A 22,625-nucleotide genomic window follows, 5' to 3' on the forward strand; every position below is an offset into this window, starting at 1 on the left:
CACCCAGGCCCTGCTCTCGCTTGCCCGCCGCCGGGTCGACGTGCTCTGGGCGATGCTGCGTGACAAGAGGCTGTTCACCTCCGCCCCGCCAGTCACGCAGGCGGCTTGACACGATCATTGAGATTCCCTCCGCGAAGCCGTCGACAGCTCCCGCCACTTCTGACGGTGCGTCAGGTGACTGTAGGGCACGACCCCGGTCCCGGGAAGACCGACGGCCCCCGCCCGGGAGGGCGGGGGCCGTTCGGCCGTGCGGGCGAGGGGCCTCAGCCGCGCTGGATGTCCGACGTCTCGTTCAGCACGCCGCGTCGACCGTCCTGGGTCTGGGCGATCAGCGTGGCCGGGCCGCGCTGGTCGACGGCCAGGTACCAGGTGCCCGGCGCGAGTTCCGCGATCGGGTGCGAGCCGTCCTCGGCGAACAGGGACCGGGTCACCGGCACCGCGAACCAGAACGGGGTGAAGTCCGCCGCCGGGGCGGGCGTCGCGTCCCGCGGGGTCGGGGCGGGCGTGGGGTTCGGCTGCGGGGTGCCGCCGTAGGGCGGTGCGGGCTGCGGGGTCTGCCCGTACGGCTGGGGCTGCTGGCCGCCCGGGTAGCCGTAACCGGCACCCGGCTGCTGCTGCTGGGCCTGCGGCTGGCCGCCGTACGGCGGGACGGCGGCGGGCCGGGACTCGGGCACGAGCTTGCCGGCCAGCGCCGGGACCTTCGCGCCGAACAGGGCCACGCCGGCCAGCGCCAGGGTGGCGAGGAAGGCGATGATGCTGCCGGCGCCCAGGTCGGCGCCGCTCGGGCAGGTGATCAGCGACCACAGGGCGGCCCAGGCCGCCGCCACGGTCAGTACGGTGCCCCACGCCTGCATGGGCAGCCCCGCGAGCTGGCGGCCCTGCGGCAGGAAACGGGCCGCGAGGAGCAGACCGGCCGCGATGAACCCGAGCAGGAAGACCGTCGGGAGCACCAGGCGGTACACGTCGGTGTCCCAGGCACTCGGCGTGTCGATGCCGGTCGCGGAGTAGAAATCGAGGAACGAGGCGATGAACAGCAGCACCGCTGCTCCGATCACCACGCCGTCGCCTCGAGTGAGGGAGCGGATGTTCACGTCTTAGGTGTCCTTCTCGGTCTCGGTCGTCTCGTGGTGCCGCGGTCGCAGATCAGGACTGGAGCGGGGCGGGCGGCACCATGGTACGGAGGTTTTCCGTGACCGAACGGACCGGGGCGTCGGGCGGTCCTGGTGGGACTACCCGCCGAGGAACCCGACGATGCCGTCCGCGATGCCCTGCGCGGCCTTCTGGCGCCACTGCGGACTCGTCAGTTGCGCCGCGTCCTTGGCGTCACGCATGTTGCCGCATTCGATGAACACCTTGGGGCGAGTTGAGAGGTTCAGTCCGCCCAGATCGTCGCGGACCACCAAACCCGTGCCGGAACCGAGGTAGTTGGCGGGGCCGGAACCGGTGGTGCGGGCGAAGTTGTTCGCGATGCGCTCGCCCAGCAGGCGCGAGGGCTCGATGATCTTCGCGGTGTCCGCGCCACCGCCCTTGACCTTGGCGGGAAGGATGATGTGGTAGCCGCGGCTGCCCTCGGAGACCCCGTCGGCGTGGACCGACACGACGGCGTCGGCCGCCGCCTCGTTGCCGATCCGGGCCCGCTCGTCGATGCAGGGACCCCAGGGGCGCTCGGTTCCGGCCTCGTGGGTGAGGAGCACCTTCAGGCCCTTGGACTCCAGGACGGCGCGCACCCGGCGGGACACGTCCATCGTGAACTCGGCCTCCATGTAGCCGGAGTTCGTGGTGGTGCCGGTGGTGTCGCACTCCTTGCGGTTGGTGCCGATGTCCACCTGGCGGTCGATCTCCTTGGTGTGCTTGAAGTTCCCCGTGTTGTGGCCGGGGTCGATGACCACCGTCCGGCCGGCGAGCGGGGCCTTGCCGGCGGCGGGGGAGCCGGACGCGGCGCCGTGGGGGGTGGGGCTCGCGGGCGTGGGCTCGGCGGCTCTGTTCGGCTTCGCGTCCGCGGCGGACGTGTGGGACGCGGGCAGCGGCGTCGCCTGCGGTCGGTGGTCGTCCTGCCCGTTCCCGGTCAGGACCTGGGTCAGGACCCAGCCCGCCAGACAGGTCGGGGCGAGGGCGGCGGCCGCGACCGCGAGGGTGGAGCGGCGCGTGAACCAGTGCCGGTCCGGGCTGACCGAGGAGCCGGACTCGGGGGGCGGGGGGCTGTCGTCGTAGCGCACCCGGCGATGCTAGGCCGGCCGCCCGCCGCCCGGACGGAACGTGCTCCATCCGGGGGCGTGGTGTGTTTGTATGCCTGGCGGTGTCCCGGTTATATGCCCTGGTCGGTGCGCCGCAGGACCCGCAGCGAGTCCGTGACCGAGATCTCCTCGAAGGCCCCGGAGGCCAACGCGCGCAGGTAGATCCGGTACGGGGCCTGGCCGCCGTCGGCCGGGTCCGGGAACACGTCGTGGATCACCAGCGTGCCGCCCACCGCGAGGTGCGGGGCCCACCCCTCGTAGTCGCCGCTCGCGTGCTCGTCGGTGTGCCCGCCATCGATGAAGACCAGGCCCAGCGGGCCGCCCCAGGCCGCGGCGACCTGCGGGGAGCGCCCCACGATCGCGATCACGTGCTCCTCCAGCCCGGCCCGGTGCAGGGTGCGGCGGAAGGTGGGCAGCGTGTCCATCAGCCCGATCTCCGGGTCCACCACCGTCGGGTCGTGGTACTCCCAGCCCGGCTGCTGCTCCTCGCTGCCCCGGTGGTGATCGACGGTGATCGCGGACACCCCCGCCTCACGGGCGGCGTCGGCGAGCAGGATCGTGGAACGCCCGCAGTACGTGCCGACCTCCAGGAGCGGCAGCCCGAGCGCCGCCGCCCGGGTCGCCGCCGCGTACAGGGCGAGGCCCTCGCCCACGGGCATGAAGCCCTTGGCCGCCTCGAAAGCGGCGAGGGTCTCCGGCTTGGGGCTGGCCATGTCGTTCCTCCTGAGCTGCGGGTGAGTGGCCGCCCATGCTGCCCTACCGCCCGGTAGGACGCCACGGCCGGGGGGCCGTGACCTGCGGTCGCCTCCAAGAGCACGCCGGATCGGCGGACTGCGCGGGGGCGGCGTAGGAGCCTCACCCGTCGCACTCGAACCACACCGTCTTGCCGGTGGGATTCGGGTCCGCGCCCCAGCGGTCGGTGACCGCCTCGATCAGCAGCAGCCCGCGCCCGCCCTCGCAGAGTTCGGGGCCGGGCGGCCCCGGCACCCGGGGGAGCGCGGGGCTGCCGTCCGACACCTCGACCCGCACACCTCCCGGCCGGCACAGGATGAGCACGGAACACCCCTGCCCCGGCGCGTGACGCACCACGTTGGCGATCAGCTCGGTCAGCGCCAGCTCGGCGGCGTGCGTCAGCGAGGCCAGACCCCAACTGGCGAGGTACATGCGCAGGATGCGCCGCATGTGACGCGCGGAATGCTCACCGACGGTGAACCCCATGCGGTAGCTCTCGTCAACTTCGCCAGCTGAATACTCAGTTGTGCGGTTCATGAGACCAGCGTGGGGTGATCTGGTTACGCTCGGCTACGGACCGAACCGAACGCCGCACGGCGTGTACTTGGAGGTGACCGCTCCATGGTCAACATCCGTGATCTCGATCCCAGCGCCTCGGCCCTGGACTACTACGGTTCCGAACTGCGCCGCCTGCGGGAGGAGGCGGGACTGAAGCAGGGGCAGCTGGGGGCATCCTCTACTGCGCGGGCTCGCTGATCGGGCAGATCGAGACGGCCCGGAAGGTCCCGACCAGGGGTTTCTCTGAGAGGGTGGACGCGGCGCTCGACACGGGCGGGGTGTTCGCACGACTGGTGGGGCTGGTGCTGCGCAGCCAACTCCCCACGTGGTTCCAGCCGTACGCCGAGATGGAGGCCAAGGCGGAGTACATCTCCACTTTCCAGGCGCAGTTGGTCTACGGGCTGTTGCAGACCCCGGAGTACGCGCGGGCGGTGCTGGGGGTGCGCACGGACGAGGGCCTCGACGCGAAGGTGGCCGCCCGCATGGAACGGCAGCGGATACTCGACCGCGAGAACCCGCCATTGATGTGGGTCGTGCTGAGCGAGGCCGCGTTGTACCAGGAGATCGGCGGCCGGGAGGTCATGCGAAATCAACTGGCGCACCTGTTGGGACTCCGGGGGCGTGAGTGGGTGCGGGTGCAGATCCTGCCGTTCGAGGCGGGCGCCCATGCGGGGTTGCCGGGCACGTTCAACCTGTTGCGGTTCGACGGGGACCCGGATCTCGTCTACACCGAGGACCTCGTCCAGGGCCATATGACGGCCAATCCACAAGCCCTCAGGGAGGGTTCGCTCCGTTACGATCACTTGCAGGCCGCCGCCCTCTCCGTGGAGGACTCGGCGGTACGGATCGCCCGTGTAATGGAGGAGCGGTATGGACACCATCCAGGACCTGACGGGCGCGCGGTGGCGTAAGTCCTCGTACAGTTCCGACACCGGCGGCGACTGCGTCGAATGCGCCCCGCTCGGTGGCGACTGGCGCAAGTCCAGCCACAGCGGCGACACCGGCGGCAACTGTGTCGAGATCGCCGCCCGCCCCCACCTGATCGCCGTCCGGGACTCCAAGAACCCCGACGGCCCCGTCTTCACCGTCGCCCCCGAGGCCTTCGCGCGGTTCGTGCGCGGCGTCTGAGCCGCGGCCTCCCGCTAGCCGGGGAGGGGGCCGGGGTCGACGTCCGTGAGGTCGCGGCTCGCGTCCGACAACCGCGCCGCGACGGCGGTGTCGGCGAGGTGGTCCCACAGCGGTTCGCGTCGGGGCTCGCCGCGCAGGCCGAAGTGGCGCGGTCCCCACAGCTGCCCTCCGCGCACGGCCGGGTCGAGCACCGCCCGGACCGCCGGCCACGCGCCGGCGTGCTTGCCCTGGAGGAGCAGGGCCGAGGGCGCCGCGCCCAGCCGTGCCGCCGTGGTGCGCACGTGGACCGGCGGCCGTGACGGGGTGAGGGAGTCCAGCGCGCCCCCGGGATGGACGACCACGCTCGCGACCGTGCTGCCGGCGGCGCGCAGCCGGCGGTCGAGTTCGAGGCCGAAGTACATCTGCGCCAGCTTGGACCGGCCGTAGGTCCGCTTGGGGCGGTAGTCCCTCCGGGACTGGAGGTCGTCCAGGTCGAGCCGCTCGGACTTCGCCGCGAAACTGCCCGTGCTGACGACGCGGGCCGCCGGCGCGGCCGACAGCAGCGGCATCAGCCGCCCGGTCAGGGCGAAGTGCCCGAGGTGGTTCGTGCCGAACATCAGCTCGTGACCGTCCCCGGTCTGCTCGCGCGGCGGGTCGTCCAGGGCGACGCCGGCGTTGTGGACCACCGCGTCGAGACGCTCCACCTCCAGGGACTCCACCGCCGCTTCCAGTGACGGGAGGTCGGCGAGGTCCAGACGTACGGCCCGGACTCGCGCGCCCGGGATCCGCGCACGGATCGAGGCCGCGGCGGCCTCGGCCCGGGTGGGATTGCGGCTGCCGAGCAGGACGTCGGCTCCGGTCGCCGACAACTGCTCCGCGACGAAGTACCCGATGCCGGCGTTGCCGCCGGTCACCAGGACGACGCGGCCGGCGGCGCCGGGCAGCCGTCGGACGTTCCAGGGCGGGGTGGAGGATGCGGACGACACGGTGACGGGCTCCCTTGGTGGGGGACGGCTGCGGCTGCCCCTCGGGCAACCCGACCTCCACCGTCGCGCCGGCCACCGACACCTCGCGTGTGCACCACCGACGAACCCGCCGGATGCCCGACATCCCACCGACAAGCCGGGGTGGGCCCCCTGTGAGGTTCATCCTGATCCAACGGCGACTCCGCCATCTGACCTTCCGTCAGAATGGAACGTGTTCTACTCTGGCCCGCGTTCAGGGGACGACCGGCGCCGGCCGGGAGCGTCGGAGAGGCGGCAGGAATCCGTATGGGCATCGGAATCACGCGGGAACACAAGGAGTTGGCCGAGGCCGTGCGCGGCTGGGCGGCGCGGACCGTGCCACCCGAGGAGGTGCGCAAACTGCTCGACGGCCCGCCCCGGACCGGGGTGCGGCCCGCCTACTGGGACGCGCTCGCCGCCTCCGGACTGCTCGCACCCCACCTGGAGGGCGGGAGCCTGCTCGACCTCGCCGTCGCCGTGGAGGAGGCCGCCCGGGCCGCCCTGCCCGGCCCCTACCTCGCCGGCGCCCTGGCCTCCGTCCTGCTGGACCGGGCGGGAGCGGACGAACCGGCCGCCGCCCTCGCCGACGGCACCCGCGTCGGGGCCGTCGCGCTGGGCCCCGGCAGCATGACCGCCGTCGCCGTCGAGGGCGGCGGCCACCTCCTCGACGGCCTCGCACCGCCCGTGCTCGGTGCCGGGGAGGCCGACCTCGTCCTGCTCGCCGCCGAGACGGCCCACGGCACGTACTGGTTCGCCGTGGACGCCGCCGCCCTGGACATCCGCACCCACGAGAGCGCCGACCCGACCCGGCCCACGGCCGAGGTGCGCGCCCGCGCGATCACCGTCGCCCCCGGCCGCCTCCTCGCCCTCGACGCCGCCCTGGTCCGGGACCTGGCCTGCGTCCTGTTCGCCGCCGACGCCTGCGGCACCGCCGCCTGGGCGGTCCACACCGCCGCCGAGTACGCGAAGACGCGCGAGCAGTTCGGCCGGCCCATCGGACGGTTCCAGGGCGTCAAACACCTGTGCGCCGACATGCTGGTACGCCTCGAACAGGCCCGCGCCCTGGTCTGGGACGCCGCCCGGGCCACGGACGAACCGGCCGACGTGCGCTCCCTGCTGGCCGCGCTGGCCGCCGGCACCGCCCTCGACGCCGCCTACTCCTGCGCCAAGGACTGCATCCAGATCCTCGGCGGCATCGGCTTCACCTGGGAACACGACGCGCACATCCACCTGCGCCGCTCCCTCGTCGCCCGGCAACTGCTCGGCGCCGGCGACGGGCACCGCACACGGGCCGTGCGCCTCGCCGCCGGCGGGGCACGGCGCGAACTGCGCCTCGAACTCCCCGCCCGGGCCGAGGAACACCGCGCGAAGGCCCGAGCCGCCATCGAGGACGCGCGCGGCCTCGACCCGGCCGCCGCCCGCCGGATCCTGGCGCCCACCGGATACGCGGCCCCCCACCTCCCGCCGCCGTACGGACTCGGCGCCGGACCCGTCGAACAACTCGTCGTCCAACAGGAGATGGCGGCGGCCGGCGTCAAGGTCGCCGACCTCGGCATCGCCACCTGGGTCGTGCCCTCGCTGCTCGCCCACGGAACGCCCGCCCAACAGGACGCCTGGCTGCCGGCGACCCTGCGCGGGGACCTCACCTGGTGCCAGCTCTTCTCCGAACCGGGCGCCGGCTCCGACCTGGCCTCGCTGCGCACCAGGGCGGAACGGACCGCCGACGGCTCGTGGAGGGTCAACGGACAGAAGGTGTGGACGAGTTCCGCGCACACCGCCGACCTCGGGATCCTGCTCGCCCGCACCGACCCGACCGCACCCAAACACAAGGGCCTCGGCTACTTCGTCATCGACATGACCACCCCCGGCATCGACGTCCGGCCGCTCAAGGAGATCACCGGCGACTCCCTCTTCAACGAGGTCTTCCTCGACGACGTGCTGCTGCCCGCCGACGCCCTGGTCGGGGCGGTCGACGGAGGGTGGAAGGTGGCCCGCGACACCCTCGGCAACGAACGCGTCCACATGGCCGACCAGATGACCTTCGACACCGGCCTGGAGGCGCTGATCGCGCACTCCGCCGCACTCGACGGCTCGTACCGCGCCCGGATCGGCGCCCTCGCCGCCGAGGCCCACGCGCTCGCCTGCATCGGCCTGCGGACCACCCTCCGGCAGGTCTCGGGAGCGGAACCCGGCGCGGGCGCGTCCGTACGCAAACTCGTCCAGACCCCCCACCAGCAGAAGACCGCCGAACTCGCCCTGGAACTCATGGGCCCGGCGGGCGCGGTCCGGGAGGGGGCCGGGGAGCGGGCCGTGCACGGAATGCTCATGTCCCGCTGCCTGACCATCGCCGGAGGCACCACACAGGTCCAGCTCAACGTCGTCGCCGAGCGGATTCTCGGCCTTCCCAGGGACTGAAGGGGCGGTAGGGCACATGAAGTCGTACATCGTGGGCGTCGGCATGACGAAGTTCGAGAAGCCGGAGTCGAGGGACTGGCAGTACTGGGACATGGTGCGCGAGGCCGGAACCGCGGCGCTGACCGACGCCGGCATCGGATACGACCTGGTGGAACAGGTACCGGTGGGCCACTGCTTCCAGGCCTCCACCGCCGGCCAGCGCGCCGCGTACGAACTGGGGCTGAGCGGCGTCCCCGTCTACAACGTCAACAACAACTGCGCGACCGGCGCCACCGCGCTGATGATGGCCCGCCAGTTCGTCGAGGGCGGCATCAACGACTGCGTGCTCGCCCTCGGCTTCGAGAAGATGAAGCGGGGCGCGCTGGGCGGCGGAGCCGACGGCGGCGACTTCAAGACCTCGCCCGTCGCCCGGCACTACGGGATCATGGCCGCCGGACACGGCTTCGAGATGTCCCCGCCCACCGCGCAGATCTTCGGCAACGCGGCGCGCGAGCACATGGAGCGGTACGGCACCACGGCCGCGCAACTCGCCGCGGTCGGCGAGAAGAACCACCGGCACTCGGCGAACAACCCCCACGCCCAGTTCCAGGACGTGTACGCGATCGAGGAGATCCTCGCGGCCAAGACCATCCACGAACCGCTGACGAAACTCCAGTGCTCGCCGACCTCCGACGGGGCCGCGGCCGCCCTGGTGGTGTCGGAACGGTTCGTCGTCGCCCACGGCCTCCACGACAAGGCGGTCGAGATCGTCGGCCAGTCGATGACGACGGACACCACCGAGTCCTTCGCGTCGGGATCCTGCATCGACGTCGTCGGCAAGCCGATGTCGGCGGCGGCCGGCCGGGCCGCCTTCGAGACGTCCGGGCTCGGCATCGAGGACGTGGACGTCATCGAACTGCACGACTGCTTCTCCATCAACGAACTGCTGACCTACGAGGCGCTCGGCATGTGCGCGGAAGGCGCCTCGGGCAAGCTCGTGGAGAGCGGAGCCACCACCTACGGGGGCCGATGGGTGGTCAACCCCTCGGGCGGCCTGATCTCCAAGGGGCACCCGCTCGGGGCGACGGGCCTCGCCCAGGCGGCGGAACTCGTCTGGCAACTGCGCGGCGAGGCCGGCCCCCGGCAGGTCGCCGGAGCCCGCGTCGGCCTCGCCCACAACATCGGGCTGGGCGGCGCGGCGGTGGTGACCCTGCTGCGCCGCTGAGCCGGCGAAGGAGCCCCGGTCAGAGCGGTGTCCGGGCGGGGGAGAGCCGGGTGTTCGTACAACTTTTCGCCCCCTCAGGGGTCACACAGGTGTGGCGCACAGTGCGCCTGGTGCTTTTGAGGGAGAAGTGAACGTGGCTCACGCCCGCTCGAACCGGCGGCGAATCCTCGCCGCCACCACCACCGTTCTCGCCGTCACGCTCGGCGCGGGCATGCTGTCCGCCCCGGCGAACGCCGCCACCGCGGAAGGCACGGCGAAGACGGCGAAGGCGCCCGCGGCGAAGACCGCCGCCGACGCCATCGGCTTTCCGAAGAACTCCCAGCTGACCGACGCCGGACTGACCGGCTTCGTGTCGAGGCAGGAGGGAACCTTCGACAAGCGCTGGACGCGGTACTCGAACGGCGCCTCGCAGGGCTACGGGGCCACCACCGTCTTGCGATCCTCCGCGACCGCGGACTACCTGGTCTTTCCCATGCACTACCAGGTCACGCTCCGGAACCTGAGCACGATGTCCGTGCTCGACGTACCCGTCGGATCGGCCGCCGGCGGCGCCGCGTACGCCGGGTCGGCGGCCAACGCCGTCTTCACGACGTCCTCGAACGGCACGGTGCTGCGCAAGCACACGCACCCCACCGAGGGCAACGGCACCGTGACCGTGACCGGTCTCCCGGCCGGCGCGAGCGCCATCGCGGTCACCCCGGGCACCCCGGAGGACGCCCTGGTCACCTTCACCGTCGGCACGGCCGCGAAGTGGGGCCTGCTCGACCTCGCCACGGGCGTCGTCGACGAGATCACCGACCGGACGCCGGGCTCCGCCGGCGGCGACGTCGCCGTCTCGCGGACACACGTCGTCTGGACCGAGGGCGACTCCACCGACAAGCCGGCGGTGTTCCTCAGGGAGCGGGCCACCGGCACCGTCCGCGAAATCCCGGTCGAGGACGCCTGGAGCAGCGACCTCCAGGTCGGCCTGGTCGGCGGCTGGGTGGTGTACGGCGAGGCGGGCGGCCTCTCCAGCGGCGACACGAACCCGCTGTACGCCCCCACCGCGTACGACCCGGCCACCGGGACGAAGGTGAAGCTGCTCGACCACCTCACCTCGTCCGCGGCCGCCCCCGATGGCCTGTACGTCCGCGGCGGCACCGTCGACCGGGGCGAGGGCCTCTACAAGATCGTGCCCGGTGCGGACGGGACGCCGTCCGTCACCCTGGTGGCGACCACCGGCGAGCCCACCCAGGTCGTCATCACCGAGAACAGGGTCCCCGCCGTCGTCGACCTCGACCAGAACGGCGGGGAGATCCACCTCGGTTGGGGGCTGTCCCGGAGCACCGTCGAGGCCGAACTCACCCTGCGCCACGTCCGGACCGGCCTGACCCGCGCACTCTCGATCAGGCACCCGAACACCCCGGACGCGACGTTCCCCTGGGACGGACGGATCGGACCGGACCACACCAGCGCCTACAACGGCGAGTACACCTGGGAGTTGGCCGTCCGGCCACTCAACGGCATCGGTCCGGCCACCTCCGCCTCCGGCACGTTCACCGTCACCCGCAAGACCGCGCCGCACGACTTCGACGACAACGGCAGCACGGACGTGCTCTCCCGCGACGGTTCCGGCCGGCTGTGGCGCAGCGACACCACCTTCTCCAAGGAGTTCGGCCAACTCACGGCCCAGCCGCGCCAATCGCTCGGCGCCGGCTGGGACGTCTTCGACCGGATCGAGGCGACGGGGGACCTCGGCGGCTCGGAGTTCGGCGACCTCGTGGCCCGGGACAAGGCCGGCGTGCTGTGGCTGTACCCCGGCACGGGCCGGGGCGGCTTCGGCACCCGTGCCAAGGTCGGCGGCGGCTGGCAGATCTACGACAAGATCGCCGGCGGCAGCGACCTGAACGGAGACGGACGCGCCGACCTGCTCGCCACCGACACCGCCGGGGCGCTCTGGCTCTACAAGGGCACCGGCTCCGCCGGCGCCCCGTTCGCCGCGCGCACCAAGCTCGGCGAAGGCTGGGGGATCTACAACGAGCTGACGGCCGTCGGTGACCTCGCGGACACCCCGGCGGGCGACCTCCTCGCCCGGGACAAGGCCGGTGTCCTGTGGCTGTACGCCGGCAAGGGCGACGGGACCTTCGCGCCCCGCACGAAGCTCGGCGCCGGCTGGAACGAGTACGGCTCGCTCGTCGGCATCGGTGACGGCGACCGCGACGGCCGCCCCGACCTCCTCGCCTCCGGCGCGGCGGCGCAGTACCTCTACGGGGGCACGGGCAACGTGAACGCGCCCCTGCGGGACAGGCAGCTCGCGTCCCTGCCGTACGTGAACGACCCGGGCAACCTCATCGCCTGACGGGCCCGCCCGCCCCCGGCCGCCCCGGCCGCGCCCCCACCGCGGGGCGCGGTCGGGGCGGTCCGCGTTCCGGAGCGCGGGTGGCGGGCGGTGAGGCGCTACGGGCCCGCCAGGGCCGGGTCGACGACCGTCTCCCCGCGGGACGCGCGGCGGACGGACTCCGCCAGGTCGTCGATCGGGCCGTCCCGCAGGATCAGCCCCGCCGCCCCCGCGGCCAGGGCGGCGTCCCGCAGCCCCGGATGCGCCGAACCCGTCATCAGCAGGACGGCGCACTCCGGGTCGTCGGCCAGCAGGGCCGGCACCGCGTCCAGTTCCTCGACCAGGGCCACCGCGGGGCGGCTCATGGTCGAGGCCACCACGTCGATGTCCGGTTCCAGGCCGAGCCGCAGCGCCAGGGCCGGGTTCGGCGGGTCCAGCAGCACCCGCAGGGATCGGGCGGGTCGGGAGGCAACGGGCATTTCGTCCACCCTGCCAGAGTAGGCCCCCCGTCCCGCCCGGGCAGGACTTCCGTCCTGCCGAAAGAGGATCTGACGTGAAGTCAGGAGTCTTCCCAAGTGCTGGGGCGTGCGTTATACATTCCTTCACCGACCCTAGAACGCGTTCTAGAACGAGTCGCGGAGTCGGTCCCGCATACGGCCTCGGTGCGACCGACGGTGCGGACGGCCGCACCGAGGTCTTCCACTCGGTGGAAGCACGAACGACACACAAGGAGCAGCGTCCTCAATGCCGATCGATGCCGCGAAGGCCCTCGCAGCCGCCCCCCGCCGCGGGGACATCGCCTGGGACCACAAGGACATCCAGCTCTACCACCTCGGCCTCGGCGCCGGCCGCCCGGCCACCGACCCCGACGAACTGCGCTACACCCTGGAGTCCAAACTCCACGTCCTCCCCAGCTTCGCGACCGTCGCCGGCGCCGGCATGGCGATGCTCGGCGGCCTCGCCGCCCCCGGGATCGACGTGAACCTCGCCGCCGTCCTGCACGGCGGACACTCCATCGAGCTGCACCGGCCGATCCCCGTCAAGGGGCGGGCCACCTCCAGTTCCCACGTCGCCGCCATCCACGACAAGGGCAAGGCGGCCGTGATCGTCCTGCGCTCCGAGGTCGCCGACGCCGACGGCCCGTTGTGGACCAGCGACGCCCAGATCTTCGTCCGCGGCGAAGGCGGCTTCGGCGGGGAGCGCGGACCCTCCGTCAAGGAGGAGGCGCCCGACCGGGAGCCCGACCGGACCGTCGAACGACACATCCGCGAGGAGCAGGCACTGCTCTACCGGCTGTCGGGCGACTGGAACCCGCTGCACGCCGACCCGGAGTTCGCCAAACCGGCCGGCTTCGAGCGGCCGATCCTGCACGGCCTGTGCTCGTACGGGATGACCCTCAAGGCCGTCGTCGACACCGCGCTGGGCGGCGACGTCACCCGGGTCCGCGCCTACCGCACCCGCTTCGCCGGGATCGTCTTCCCCGGCGAGACCCTGCGCATCCGGATGTGGGAAGAGCCCGGCCGGGTGCGGGTGTCGGTGACCGCCGTCGAACGGGACGACGCGCCGGTCCTCGCCGACACCGTCGTCGAACACGCGTAAGCGTCGAGCACGCGCAAACCACACGACCCAAGGAGCCGCACCGTGCGCGCAGCACTCCAGAGCGAGATCGGCCAGGACAAGCTCGAAGTCGTCGACGACATGGAGGCCGTGGGCTTCGGCCCCGGCAAGGTCAGGATCCGGATCAAGGCCACCGGCCTGTGCCACTCCGACCTCTCCGCGATGAGCGGCGTGCTGCCGCAGCCGGCCCCCTTCATCCCCGGCCACGAGGGCTCGGGCGTGATCACGGACGTCGGCGACGGGGTCACCGACCACAAGATCGGCGACCGGGTCCTGGTCTGCTGGCTGCCGCCCTGCGGGCACTGTCCCTCCTGCAAGCGGGGCCAGGGCCACCTGTGCCTGGAGGCGTTCGGGAACGTCGCCACCCCCAACTTCCGGCGCGGGAGCAACGACATCTTCGGCTTCGCCGGCACCGGCACCTTCGCCGAGGAGATGATCGTCCCCGCCGGGTGCGCCGTACCGATCCCCGACGACGTCCCCTTCGACATCGCCGCCCTGATCGGCTGCGGCGTCACCACCGGACTCGGCGCCGCCATCAACACGGCCAAGGTCGAAGCCGGCTCCTCGGTCGCCGTCATCGGCTGCGGCGGCGTCGGCATCTCCGTCATCCAGGGCGCCAAGGTGCAGGGCGCCGCCCAGATCGTCGCCGTCGACCCGGTCGCCTCACGGCGCGAGGCGGCGCTGCGCTTCGGGGCGACCGAGGCCGTCTCCCCGGAGGCCTTCGGGGACTCCAAGAACCGGATCACCGGGGGCGAGGGCTTCGACTACGTCTTCGAGGTGGTCGGCAAGTCCGCGACCACGCAGACCGCCTACGAGATGACCCGGCGCGGCGGCTCCGTCGTCGTGGTCGGCGCGGGTGCCCTCGACGACACCTACTCGATCAACATGTTCTCGCTGTTCTTCGACGAGAAGAAGATCCTGCCGTCGATGTACGGCGGCGGCGACGTCCTGCGTTCCTACGAGCGCACCATCGCCCTGTGGCGGGCCGGCCGGGTGGACCTCGCGGGCCTGATCACCCACCGGGTGCAGCTCGGCGAGATCAACGACGCCCTCGACCAGATGCGCACCGGCGTCGCCCTGCGCACCTGCATCGAACTCTGAGAGAGGAACCGTACGGATGTCACTGCCACTTGAGGGACTCTCCGCGATCGTCACGGGGGCGGGCCGGGGCCTGGGCCGGGCGGAGGCGATCGAACTCGCCCGGCTCGGCGCGAGCGTGGTCGTCAACGACTTCGGCCAACCCGGCCGCGACGGCTCGGGGGAGGCCTCCGCCGCCCCGGCGGAGGAGGTGGCCGCGGAGATCCGCGCGGCGGGCGGAGCGGCCGTCGCCCACCTCGGCGACGTCGCCGACTTCGAGCAGGCCCGGGAACTGGTCGCACTGGCCGTCAGCAGCTTCGGCAAGCTCGACGTCCTCGTCAACAACGCGGGCATCCTGCGCGACCGGATGGTCTTCTCGATGTCGGAGGCCGAGTGGGACTCGGTGATCCGGGTCCACCTCAAGGGGCACTTCAACACCACGCACTTCGCCTCCGTGCACTGGCGGGAACGCTCCAAGGCGGCCGGCGGCCCGGTCTACGGCCGGATCGTCAACACCTCCTCCGAGGCCTTCCTCGGCGGCTCGGCGGGCCAGCCGAACTACGCTGCGGCCAAGGGCGGCATCGTGGGCCTCACCACCTCGACGGCCCTCGCCCTCGCCAAGTACGGGGTCACGGCCAACGCGATCTGCCCGCGCGCCCGCACCCGCATGACCGAGGACGTCTTCGCCGGCTTCCAGGTCCCGGAGGACGGCAAGCTCGACGCCCTCGCCCCCGAGCACGTCTCCCCGCTGGTCGGCTACCTCGCCTCGCCCGCCTCGGCCAAGGCCAACGGGCAACTGTTCGTCGTGCACGGCGGGATCGTCGTCGTGATGGAACGCCCCAAGCCGGCCGCGAAGTTCGACACCACCAAGGAGGCCTTCTCCTACGAGGAACTCGACGAGCTCCTCACCCCGCACTACGACGCCCGCCCCGCGAACGAGACCTTCGCGGCCACGGAGGTGCTCGGCCTCAAGCACGACTGACACGAGCGGGACCGGGGCGACGGGCCCCGGTCCCCGCCGGGTCAGGCCCCGGGCGCCAGGCCCAGCGAGGCGTGCAGATCGGCGGGCTCCCGGTAGCGGACGCCCGTCATGCCGAGCGCGACCGCCGCCCGCACGTTCTCCTCGCGGTCGTCGACGAACAGGCAGCGGGCCGGATCCACGCCCGCCCGGGCGGCGGCGATCTCGTAGATCCCCCGGTCCGGCTTCGCGACGCCCACGCGGGCGCTGCTCACCACGTGGTCCGCGAGGTCGGCCAGGCCCAGGGACTCCAGGTCGTCCTCCAGGTCCAGGGTCGCGTTGGTCACCAGGACCAGGGGCACCCCCGCCGCCCGCACCCGGCGCAGCAGGTCCACGACCGCCGGGTCGGCGGAGAACGGCGCCCCGGTGAAGGCGTCGGCCAACGCGCGGGCCCGGTCGACCGGCAGGCCGAACGTCCCGGCGAGCTCGGCCGTGACGGACTCCGCCCACTGGTCGCGGGTGAGCCGGTCCACCATCAGCGGCTCCTCCCGCTCGGGGGCGAACGCCACCTTGCCGGTCGTGCCCTCGGCCAGCCCCGCCGCCCGCTCCAGCTCCGTCACACGGGTCGTGTCGTAGAACCGGATCACCTGGTCGACATCGCACAGCACCGCGTCGTGAGCCTCTGGGTTCGCCATCCCCCCTGTCTAGCAGAGGGGCGCCGGCGACCGACGTACGGGCCTCAGCTCAGCGGTGCCTGCTGGAGCGGGACCGGGCGGGGCGCCGCCGGCGGGGCCGGGTCCACGTGCGCGGCGGCCACGTCCACCGGCACCGCGTCCACGGGGGCCACCTCCACCGGGGCCATGTCCACCGGGGCCACGTCCGCCGGGGCCACCCGCACCGGGGGCGGCGGGGCGATCGGCCGGCGCAGGGTGGCCACCCCGCACGGGACCTCCGGCGTGGCGTACGGAAGGCGCAACCGGCCCTCCGCGCTCCACAGGCCGCCACCGAGCCAGCCCACCGGGGCCGCCAGGCGGAAGACGTGCCGGTCGGCGGGCCGCCACAACACGATGCCCTCGGGCACGCGCAGCGCCACCCCGCAGGTCTCCGGCATCAGCGCCAGACCCGGCTGCACCGCGAACGGCACCGCGTCCGCCGGCCGCAGGCACTCCGGGAAGCGGACCGGGCGGGAGCTGCCCAGGACCCCCCAGCCGAGCCGGGGTTCGCCCGGCGCGTCCGAACGGATCAGCAGCAGGCCGCTGTCCGGGGCCGCCGACACCAACCGGTCGTCGCTGTCCTCCGCGATCTGGAGGAGCGGGGTGACCTTCCCGCCGCGGCCCAGGTCGACGGCCACGGTCTTGGTACGGCCGTCCAGTTCACGGTCCAGCGCCAGCAGGCGGCCCGTCCGGTCCAGCCACACGCCGCCCGAACAGCGGCCGGGCACCCGGGCCACGCGCTCCGGGCCGAACGCGCTCCCGGCCACCTGCCAGACGACCGTCCCCTCCGGCCCCACCTCCAGGGCGAAGGCGACGCCGCCGTCCGGGCACGGCGGCAGCAGGCTCACCCGTACGTCCTCGGACACGGGCTGCACGGCGCCCAACGGGCGCTCCCCGGTCCGGGGCCCCCCGGCGGCGCCGCCAGCCGACCCGACGGGCCCCGTCGGGTACAGCAGCGCGAAGGCGTGCCGGTCCGCGACCCGACGGTGGATCAGCACCCGCCCGTCGGCGAGCGGCGACACCTCGGTGTCCGCCTCCTCCGGCTGCGAGAGCGGCAGCGGGACCGCGTACGGCTCCGGTCCGGAGAGGGTCCAACGCTCCGGGTAGCGGGCCTCGCCGTCCCCGGCCAGGCGGGCCGCGTACGACCCGTCCGCGGCGATCGTGAACGGGGCCGTCGTCGTCATTTCGATGGCACAGACAGTCATCCGGGCCGTCACCTCCGGTGAGGAAGCTAGTTTTCGCGCCTCTCGCCGAACAACACCAGCAACCGCGCTTCACACGTACGGGTGGCCCGATGCGCGTTCCCCCCTGACCGGGGCCGCCGGTGTGCTGTGTCATTTCGGGGGGTTTGGGGTGAGGAGGGCGGGTCCCGGCTCGCCCCCCGGGTGTTCCCGAAGAGGCCCCGCGACACCCCGCGACCACCCCCGAGGACGGCCCGACGTCGAGCACGGGGCCGGTCCGGGCGGACGGTAGCCTTGGCCTGTGCCCCGTCTCTCTGAAGTCATCGCCGCGCTGGACGCTCTCTGGCCCCCCTCGCGGGCCGAGCAGTGGGACGCGGTCGGAACCGTCTGCGGCGATCCCGACGCCGAGATCTCCCGCGTCCTGTTCGCCGTGGACCCCGTCCAGGAGATCATCGACGAGGCCGTGAAACTGGGCGCCGACCTGGTCGTCACCCACCACCCCCTCTACCTGCGGGGCACCACCACCGTCGAGGCGGGCACCTTCAAGGGCCGCGTCGTGCACACGCTGATCAAGAACGACATCGCCCTGCACGTCGCGCACACCAACGCCGACACCGCCGACCCCGGGGTCTCCGACGCCCTGGCCGGCGCCCTCGACCTGCGCATCACCGGCCCCCTGGTCCCCGACCCCACCGACCCCGAGGGCCGTCGCGGCCTCGGCCGGATCTGCGAACTGGACCACCCCGAGACCCTCCGCGAGTTCGCCGCCCGCGCCGCCGCCTGGCTGCCCCAGACCGCGCAGGGCATCCGCGTCGCCGGCGACCCGGACGCGCCGATCCGCACCGTCGCCGTCAGCGGAGGCTCCGGCGACAGCCTCTTCGAGCACGTCCGCGCTGCCGGCGTGGACGTCTTCCTCACCTCCGACCTGCGCCACCACCCGGTGTCCGAGGCCCGCGGGCAGAGCCCCCTCGCCCTCGTCGACGCCGCCCACTGGGCCACCGAGTGGCCTTGGTGCGAGCAGGCCGCCGCGCAGCTCGACGCGATCTCCGAGCGCCACGGCTGGGGTCTGCGGACCCACGTCTCGCGCACGGTCACCGACCCGTGGACGGCGCACGCGCCGTCCGTGACCTCCCCTTCTAACCCTGGAGCCCCCAACTGAACGCCGAGCCCGCCGACCAGATCCGACTTCTCGACGTCCAGGCCCTGGACGTCCGGCTGTCTCAGCTCGCCCACAAGCGCAAGTCGCTGCCCGAGCACGCCGAGGTCGACTCCCTGACCAAGGACCTCACCCAGCAGCGCGACCTGCTCGTCGCCGTCCAGACCCAGGCGAAGGACGCCGCCCGCGAGCAGACCAAGGCGGAGCAGGACGTCGACCAGGTCCGTCAGCGCGCGGCCCGCGACCAGCAGCGGCTCGACTCGGGCGTCGGCGTCTCGGCCCGCGACCTGGAGAACCTCCAGCGCGAGGTCGTCCTGCTCGCCAAGCGCCAGGGCGACCTGGAGGACGTGGTCCTGGAGGTCATGGAGCGTCTGGAGGCCGCCCAGGAGCGCGTCACCGAGCTGACCGAGCGGGTCGCCTCGCTGGAGGTCAAGCTCGCGGACGCCACCGAGCGCCGCGACGCGGCCACCGGCAGCATCGACGCCGAGGTCGCCGGCATCGCCAAGGACCGCGAGGTCATCGTCGGCTCCATGCCCGAAGCCCTGATGGCGCTGTACGAGAAGATCCGCGTCAAGCAGGGCGGCGTCGGCGCCGCACGCCTCTACCAGCGCCGCTGCGAGGGCTGCCGCCTGGAGCTCGACATGGCCGAGATCAACGAGATCAAGGCGTCGGCCCGCGACCAGGTCGTGCGCCACGACAACTGCGGCCGCATCCTCGTCCGTACGGCCGACTCGGGCATCTGATGCCGCGGTTTGTCGTGGAAGCGGACGGCGGCTCCCGGGGCAACCCGGGGCCCGCCGGCTACGGCGCGGTCGTCCTCGACCCGGCGACGGGGGAGACCCTCGCCGAGCGCGCCGAGTACATCGGCGTCGCGACGAACAACGTGGCGGAGTACAAGGGCCTGATCGCCGCACTGCGCGCCGCGCACGAGCTGGCGCCGGACGCGGTGGTCCTCGTCCGCATGGACTCCAAGCTCGTCGTCGAGCAGATGTCGGGGCGCTGGAAGATCAAGCACCCGGACATGAAGCCGCTCGCGGCGGAGGCGGCGAAGATCCTGCCCCGCTCGCAGGTGACGTACGAGTGGATCCCGCGCGAGAAGAACAAGCACGCGGACCGGCTCGCCAACGAGGCCATGGACGCCGGCAAGCGCGGCGGGCAGTGGGAGCCGTCGGGCTCCACGGCCGTCTTCGACCGGAGCGCCGCGCGCGCCCTGGCGACCCCGCCGGTCTCCGGGCCGCCCGGGGACGCGGCGGCCGGCGCGGCCGCCGTCCGGGCGGCGCTCGCCGCCTCCGCGGCCCCGGCCGCCGACACCCTGTTCGCGGAGCCCGCCGGGTCCGCGGAGCCCGCCGCCGAGGAGGCACCCGCCGCCGCGCCCGCGACGGGCACCGGCTGGGGCCCCGACCTCGGAGCCCCGGCGACCCTCGTGCTGCTGCGGCACGGCGAGACCGCCCTGACCCCGCAGAAGCGCTTCTCCGGCAGCGGCGGCACCGACCCCGAACTCTCCCCGGCCGGCCGTCGCCAGGCTGCCGCGGTCGCCGAGGCGCTGGCCGCGCGGGGCACCGTACAGGCCGTCGTCAGCTCCCCGCTGCGACGCTGCCGGGAGACCGCCCAGGCGGTCGCCGACCGGCTCGGCCTGCCCGTGGCGATCGAAGAGGGCCTGCGCGAGACGGACTTCGGCGCGTGGGAGGGCCTGACCTTCGCCGAGGTGCGCGCACGGTTCCCCGACGACCTCCAGGCATGGCTGGACTCCCCGAAGGCCGCCCCCACGGGCGGCGGCGAGAGCTTCGCCACCGTCACCCGCCGGGTCTCGGCGGCGCGCGACCGGCTGGTGTCCGCGCACGCGGGCCGGACGGTGCTGGTCGTCACGCACGTGACCCCGGTCAAGACGCTGGTGCGCCTCGCCCTGGGCGCCCCGCCCGAGTCCCTGTTCAAGATGGAGCTGTCCGCGGCCTCCCTCTCGGCCGTGGCCTACTACGCCGACGGCAACGCCTCGGTGCGGCTGCTGAACGACACCGGCCACCTGCGCTGACACCGCCGCGCGCCCCGGACACACGGGGCCGCCCGGACGCACAAAACCGCCCTGACCGGAGGAAACCCCTGGTCAGGGCGGTGGCGCAGAACGACACAAGCTGTACGCCGGGTTCTGTCGCCCGGTGACCTCGCGGTCGCCGGGGAGACGGCCATCCATCTAGGACCGGCGTTGCCGCCGGCCTCGTGCGGTCTACCCGCGGACTCGGGCGGGCAGCCCTCGATCGTCCGCGCAGAGCCGTCCGGAGACGACTCCTCTTGACCTTGCTCCGGGTGGGGTTTACCTAGCCGCCTGAGTCACCTCAGGCGCTGGTGGTCTCTTACACCACCGTTTCACCCTTACCGAGGACCGAGGTCCCCGGCGGTCTGTTTTCTGTGGCACTGTCCCGCGGGTCACCCCGGGTGGCCGTTAGCCACCACCCTGCCCTGTGGAGCCCGGACGTTCCTCGGCGGGATCCGAGGATCCCGACGCGGCCGCCCGCTTGTGTCGTTCTGCGTGACGACCATGCTACCGGCACCCTCGCGGCCGCTTGACCTTGACGCTGCGGCAGGGTTTCTACTGGGCCCATGCGGATCGGAGAGATCGCCGCGCTCGTCGGGCTCACCACCCGGGCGATCCGGCACTACCACCATGTCGGGCTGCTCCCGGAACCGGAGCGGCGCCCCAACGGATACCGGGCCTACACCGTGCGCGACGCGGTCCTGCTGGCCCGCGTACGCCGGCTCACCGAACTCGGGCTGAGCCTCCACGAGGTCCGCGACGTCCTCGCGGACGACGCGGGCCGCGAACTCGCCGAGGTGCTGGCGGAACTGGACGCCGACCTGGCCCGGCAACAAGCCGAACTGGCCGCCCGCAGGCAGCGCCTCGCCCTGCTCCTCGCCGCCCCGCCCGGGGAGGTCGAGCCGCTGTCGCCGGCGCTCGCCGCCCTGCTCGCCAAGGCGCCGGCGACGCACTCGCCCAGCGCCGCGCTGGACCGCGAACACCTCACGCTGCTCGACGGCACGGGCGCGATCGGCGAGGAGGTCTACGCCCTGCTCGGGACGCTGGCCGCCGACCCGGCCGTCCTCGGCCTGTACGAGCGGCTCGACGAGCTGGCCGGCGCACCCGTCGACGACCCGCGGATCGTCCCCCTGGCACGGGCCCTGGTCGCGGCCGTGCCCGACGAGGTGTTCGCCGCGATCCCGTCGGACGGGCCGGTCCCGTCCGGGTTCAAGGAGGCGCTGCTCGCGGAGTACCCGCCGGCGCAGGCGGAAGTCGTGCGCCGGGTCATGGAGGGGTTCATCGAGAGGGGCAGGGGATGACGGCGATCCGGGCGGCCCGGACGGCGGCGGCCGCCGTCATACCGGGGGAACTCGCGCTGGTGGTCTGCCTGGTGGCTGGGGTACGGCTGCCCGGCTGGGTACCGGTCGCGGCCGAGGTACTGGTGCTCGGGGTGCTGCTGCTGGAGGCCCGGGTGCTGCGCGGGCTGTACGTCGAGCGGCGCGCCCGGGGCGCCGCCCCCAAGGAGGCCTGGCGGGGAGCCGTGCGCACGGTGGTCCCGGCCCCCGTCCGGCGGCTGCTGCTCCACGAACTGCGGGCCGCCGCCTCGCTCGGGCGGTGGCTCGGACGCCGGGCACCGCACGGGGTCGGGACGGGCGACGTGCCCGCCGGGTACACCGGCCCGCAGACGGCCATGATGTACGGGCTGCTCTTCGTGTCGCTGATCGAGACCGTCGCGCCGGCCTTGCTGATCCCCTGGCCGATCGTGCACCGGGTGGTGCTCGTCCTCGACGTGTACGGGGTGGTGCTGGTCCTCGCGATGCACGCCGCCTGCGTGGTGCGCCCGCACGTGGTCGGCGCCGACGGGTCCCTGCGGATCCGGTACGGGGCCCTGTTCGACCTCATCGTCCCGCCGGACGCGGTGGCCTCGGTCCGGGTGGACCGCCGCTACCCCGAAGGCCGGCTGGTCACCCTGGACGAGGAGGAGGGGCTCCTCGACCTGATCGTCGGCGGCCAGACCTCCGTGACCCTGGAACTGAACCGTCCGGTGTCCTTCGTCCGCCCCCTCGGCGGGCCCGGGCGGGCCCGCACCATCCGCTTCCACGCCGACGACCCGCGCGCGCTGGTCACCGCACTGCGCCGGCTCACACCCCCGTGACGAGCCGACGCAGCGCGGGGTCCTGCGCCGAGCGTGGCAAACCGGAGCGGCCCTGTCTTGTCAAAAACGGCACGCGCGGCCGATTCACAGCAGCACGCTCGTGATCCGGCCCGGCGTCCGGTCCAGCGCCGAACCCGGGGGCAGACCCCCGCGCAGCAGCGCGAAACGGGACGGCGGCAGCCCGGT

At 73.3% G+C, this 22,625-nt stretch carries 20 protein-coding genes, 1 other RNA gene and 1 pseudogene; 13 read left to right on the top strand and 9 right to left on the bottom strand.

Going from position 1 to position 22,625, the window contains the following annotated elements:
* Nucleotides 1-263: 263 nt before the first annotated feature.
* The 4 genes from OTB19_RS16000 to OTB19_RS16015 form a co-directional block, all read right to left on the bottom strand.
* Nucleotides 264-1,091 (bottom strand): DUF5336 domain-containing protein, encoded by an 828-nt coding sequence (locus OTB19_RS16000; RefSeq protein ID WP_267798892.1) that lies wholly within the window; start codon nucleotides 1,089-1,091, stop codon nucleotides 264-266.
* Between the two features lie 138 nt (nucleotides 1,092-1,229).
* Nucleotides 1,230-2,216, bottom strand: a complete 987-nt coding sequence (locus OTB19_RS16005; protein ID WP_267798894.1) for an N-acetylmuramoyl-L-alanine amidase — start codon at nucleotides 2,214-2,216, stop codon at nucleotides 1,230-1,232.
* Between the two features lie 89 nt (nucleotides 2,217-2,305).
* The gene (locus OTB19_RS16010) at nucleotides 2,306-2,947 is read right to left on the bottom strand and encodes a class I SAM-dependent methyltransferase (protein WP_267798895.1); all 642 of its coding nucleotides are present in this window, start codon (nucleotides 2,945-2,947) and stop codon (nucleotides 2,306-2,308) included.
* 142 nt (nucleotides 2,948-3,089) lie between these two features.
* On the bottom strand, nucleotides 3,090-3,503 hold the full coding sequence (locus OTB19_RS16015) for an ATP-binding protein (protein WP_267798896.1): 414 nt from the start codon (nucleotides 3,501-3,503) through the stop codon (nucleotides 3,090-3,092).
* Between the two features lie 84 nt (nucleotides 3,504-3,587).
* Here OTB19_RS16015 and OTB19_RS16020 point away from each other — a divergent pair.
* Together OTB19_RS16020 and OTB19_RS16025 are read left to right on the top strand one after the other, a co-directional pair.
* Nucleotides 3,588-4,435 (top strand): annotated as a pseudogene (locus OTB19_RS16020) (helix-turn-helix domain-containing protein).
* On the top strand, nucleotides 4,395-4,652 hold the full coding sequence (locus OTB19_RS16025) for a DUF397 domain-containing protein (RefSeq protein WP_267798897.1): 258 nt from the start codon (nucleotides 4,395-4,397) through the stop codon (nucleotides 4,650-4,652). The pseudogene OTB19_RS16020 and the gene OTB19_RS16025 overlap by 41 nt, the downstream one beginning before the upstream one ends.
* Before the next feature lie 14 nt (nucleotides 4,653-4,666).
* Here OTB19_RS16025 and OTB19_RS16030 read toward each other — a convergent pair whose 3' ends face one another.
* Nucleotides 4,667-5,617 (bottom strand): SDR family NAD(P)-dependent oxidoreductase, encoded by a 951-nt coding sequence (locus OTB19_RS16030; protein ID WP_267798898.1) that lies wholly within the window; start codon nucleotides 5,615-5,617, stop codon nucleotides 4,667-4,669.
* Nucleotides 5,618-5,902: 285 nt separating this feature from the next.
* On the opposite strand from OTB19_RS16030, the gene OTB19_RS16035 reads away from it, so the two are divergent.
* From OTB19_RS16035 to OTB19_RS16045, 3 genes are all read left to right on the top strand, one after another.
* Nucleotides 5,903-8,050, top strand: coding sequence for an acyl-CoA dehydrogenase (locus OTB19_RS16035; RefSeq protein ID WP_267798901.1), 2,148 nt, complete (start codon nucleotides 5,903-5,905; stop codon nucleotides 8,048-8,050).
* A gap of 16 nt (nucleotides 8,051-8,066) precedes the next feature.
* A complete protein-coding gene (locus OTB19_RS16040; RefSeq protein ID WP_267798903.1) occupies nucleotides 8,067-9,254 on the top strand; it encodes a lipid-transfer protein in 1,188 nt (395 codons plus the stop codon).
* A 133-nt stretch (nucleotides 9,255-9,387) separates the two neighbouring features.
* A complete protein-coding gene (locus tag OTB19_RS16045) occupies nucleotides 9,388-11,592 on the top strand; it encodes an FG-GAP repeat domain-containing protein (protein ID WP_267798905.1) in 2,205 nt (734 codons plus the stop codon).
* Between the two features lie 98 nt (nucleotides 11,593-11,690).
* On the opposite strand, the gene OTB19_RS16050 is transcribed toward OTB19_RS16045, so the two are convergent.
* On the bottom strand, nucleotides 11,691-12,050 hold the full coding sequence (locus tag OTB19_RS16050) for a DNA-binding response regulator (protein ID WP_267798980.1): 360 nt from the start codon (nucleotides 12,048-12,050) through the stop codon (nucleotides 11,691-11,693).
* A gap of 265 nt (nucleotides 12,051-12,315) precedes the next feature.
* Here OTB19_RS16050 and OTB19_RS16055 point away from each other — a divergent pair, with 265 nt between their 5' ends.
* From OTB19_RS16055 to OTB19_RS16065, 3 genes are read left to right on the top strand one after another with little or no spacing between them, the layout of a single operon-like run.
* Nucleotides 12,316-13,170: a MaoC/PaaZ C-terminal domain-containing protein gene (locus OTB19_RS16055; protein WP_267798906.1), complete on the top strand. Its 855-nt coding sequence runs from the start codon at nucleotides 12,316-12,318 to the stop codon at nucleotides 13,168-13,170.
* Between the two features lie 42 nt (nucleotides 13,171-13,212).
* The gene (locus OTB19_RS16060) at nucleotides 13,213-14,289 is read left to right on the top strand and encodes a Zn-dependent alcohol dehydrogenase (RefSeq protein WP_267798907.1); all 1,077 of its coding nucleotides are present in this window, start codon (nucleotides 13,213-13,215) and stop codon (nucleotides 14,287-14,289) included.
* A 16-nt stretch (nucleotides 14,290-14,305) separates the two neighbouring features.
* The gene (locus OTB19_RS16065) at nucleotides 14,306-15,247 is read left to right on the top strand and encodes a 3-oxoacyl-ACP reductase (RefSeq protein WP_267798908.1); all 942 of its coding nucleotides are present in this window, start codon (nucleotides 14,306-14,308) and stop codon (nucleotides 15,245-15,247) included.
* A gap of 41 nt (nucleotides 15,248-15,288) precedes the next feature.
* On the opposite strand, the gene OTB19_RS16070 is transcribed toward OTB19_RS16065, so the two are convergent.
* Both OTB19_RS16070 and OTB19_RS16075 read right to left on the bottom strand, forming a co-directional pair.
* Complete coding sequence (locus tag OTB19_RS16070; RefSeq protein ID WP_267798909.1) at nucleotides 15,289-15,918, bottom strand: HAD family hydrolase; 630 nt, start codon at nucleotides 15,916-15,918, stop codon at nucleotides 15,289-15,291.
* Nucleotides 15,919-15,962: 44 nt separating this feature from the next.
* Entirely contained in the window at nucleotides 15,963-17,141 is a 1,179-nt protein-coding gene (locus OTB19_RS16075; protein ID WP_267798910.1) for a hypothetical protein, read from the bottom strand.
* A 277-nt stretch (nucleotides 17,142-17,418) separates the two neighbouring features.
* Between OTB19_RS16075 and OTB19_RS16080 the strand changes: the two genes are divergently transcribed.
* The 3 genes from OTB19_RS16080 to OTB19_RS16090 are packed head-to-tail and all read left to right on the top strand — an operon-like array spanning nucleotide 17,419 to nucleotide 20,302.
* Complete coding sequence (locus tag OTB19_RS16080; protein ID WP_267798911.1) at nucleotides 17,419-18,276, top strand: Nif3-like dinuclear metal center hexameric protein; 858 nt, start codon at nucleotides 17,419-17,421, stop codon at nucleotides 18,274-18,276.
* A gap of 44 nt (nucleotides 18,277-18,320) precedes the next feature.
* On the top strand, nucleotides 18,321-19,016 hold the full coding sequence (locus tag OTB19_RS43640) for a zinc ribbon domain-containing protein (protein WP_420716846.1): 696 nt from the start codon (nucleotides 18,321-18,323) through the stop codon (nucleotides 19,014-19,016).
* Nucleotides 19,016-20,302, top strand: a complete 1,287-nt coding sequence (locus OTB19_RS16090; protein WP_267798915.1) for a bifunctional RNase H/acid phosphatase — start codon at nucleotides 19,016-19,018, stop codon at nucleotides 20,300-20,302. The genes OTB19_RS43640 and OTB19_RS16090 overlap by 1 nt, the downstream gene beginning before the upstream one ends.
* Before the next feature lie 87 nt (nucleotides 20,303-20,389).
* Here the strand turns inward: OTB19_RS16090 and rnpB are convergent.
* An RNA gene (gene rnpB / locus OTB19_RS16095) (RNase P RNA component class A) lies at nucleotides 20,390-20,791 on the bottom strand.
* 77 nt (nucleotides 20,792-20,868) lie between these two features.
* Here rnpB and OTB19_RS16100 point away from each other — a divergent pair.
* On the top strand, nucleotides 20,869-21,603 hold the full coding sequence (locus OTB19_RS16100; protein ID WP_267798916.1) for a MerR family transcriptional regulator: 735 nt from the start codon (nucleotides 20,869-20,871) through the stop codon (nucleotides 21,601-21,603).
* Nucleotides 21,600-22,439: a hypothetical protein gene (locus tag OTB19_RS16105; protein ID WP_267798917.1), complete on the top strand. Its 840-nt coding sequence runs from the start codon at nucleotides 21,600-21,602 to the stop codon at nucleotides 22,437-22,439. Before OTB19_RS16100 ends, OTB19_RS16105 begins: the two co-directional genes overlap by 4 nt.
* The last annotated feature ends 186 nt before the right edge of the window (nucleotides 22,440-22,625 follow it).

This window comes from Streptomyces sp. H27-H5, from assembly GCF_026627505.1.
Lineage (GTDB): Bacteria > Actinomycetota > Actinomycetes > Streptomycetales > Streptomycetaceae > Streptomyces.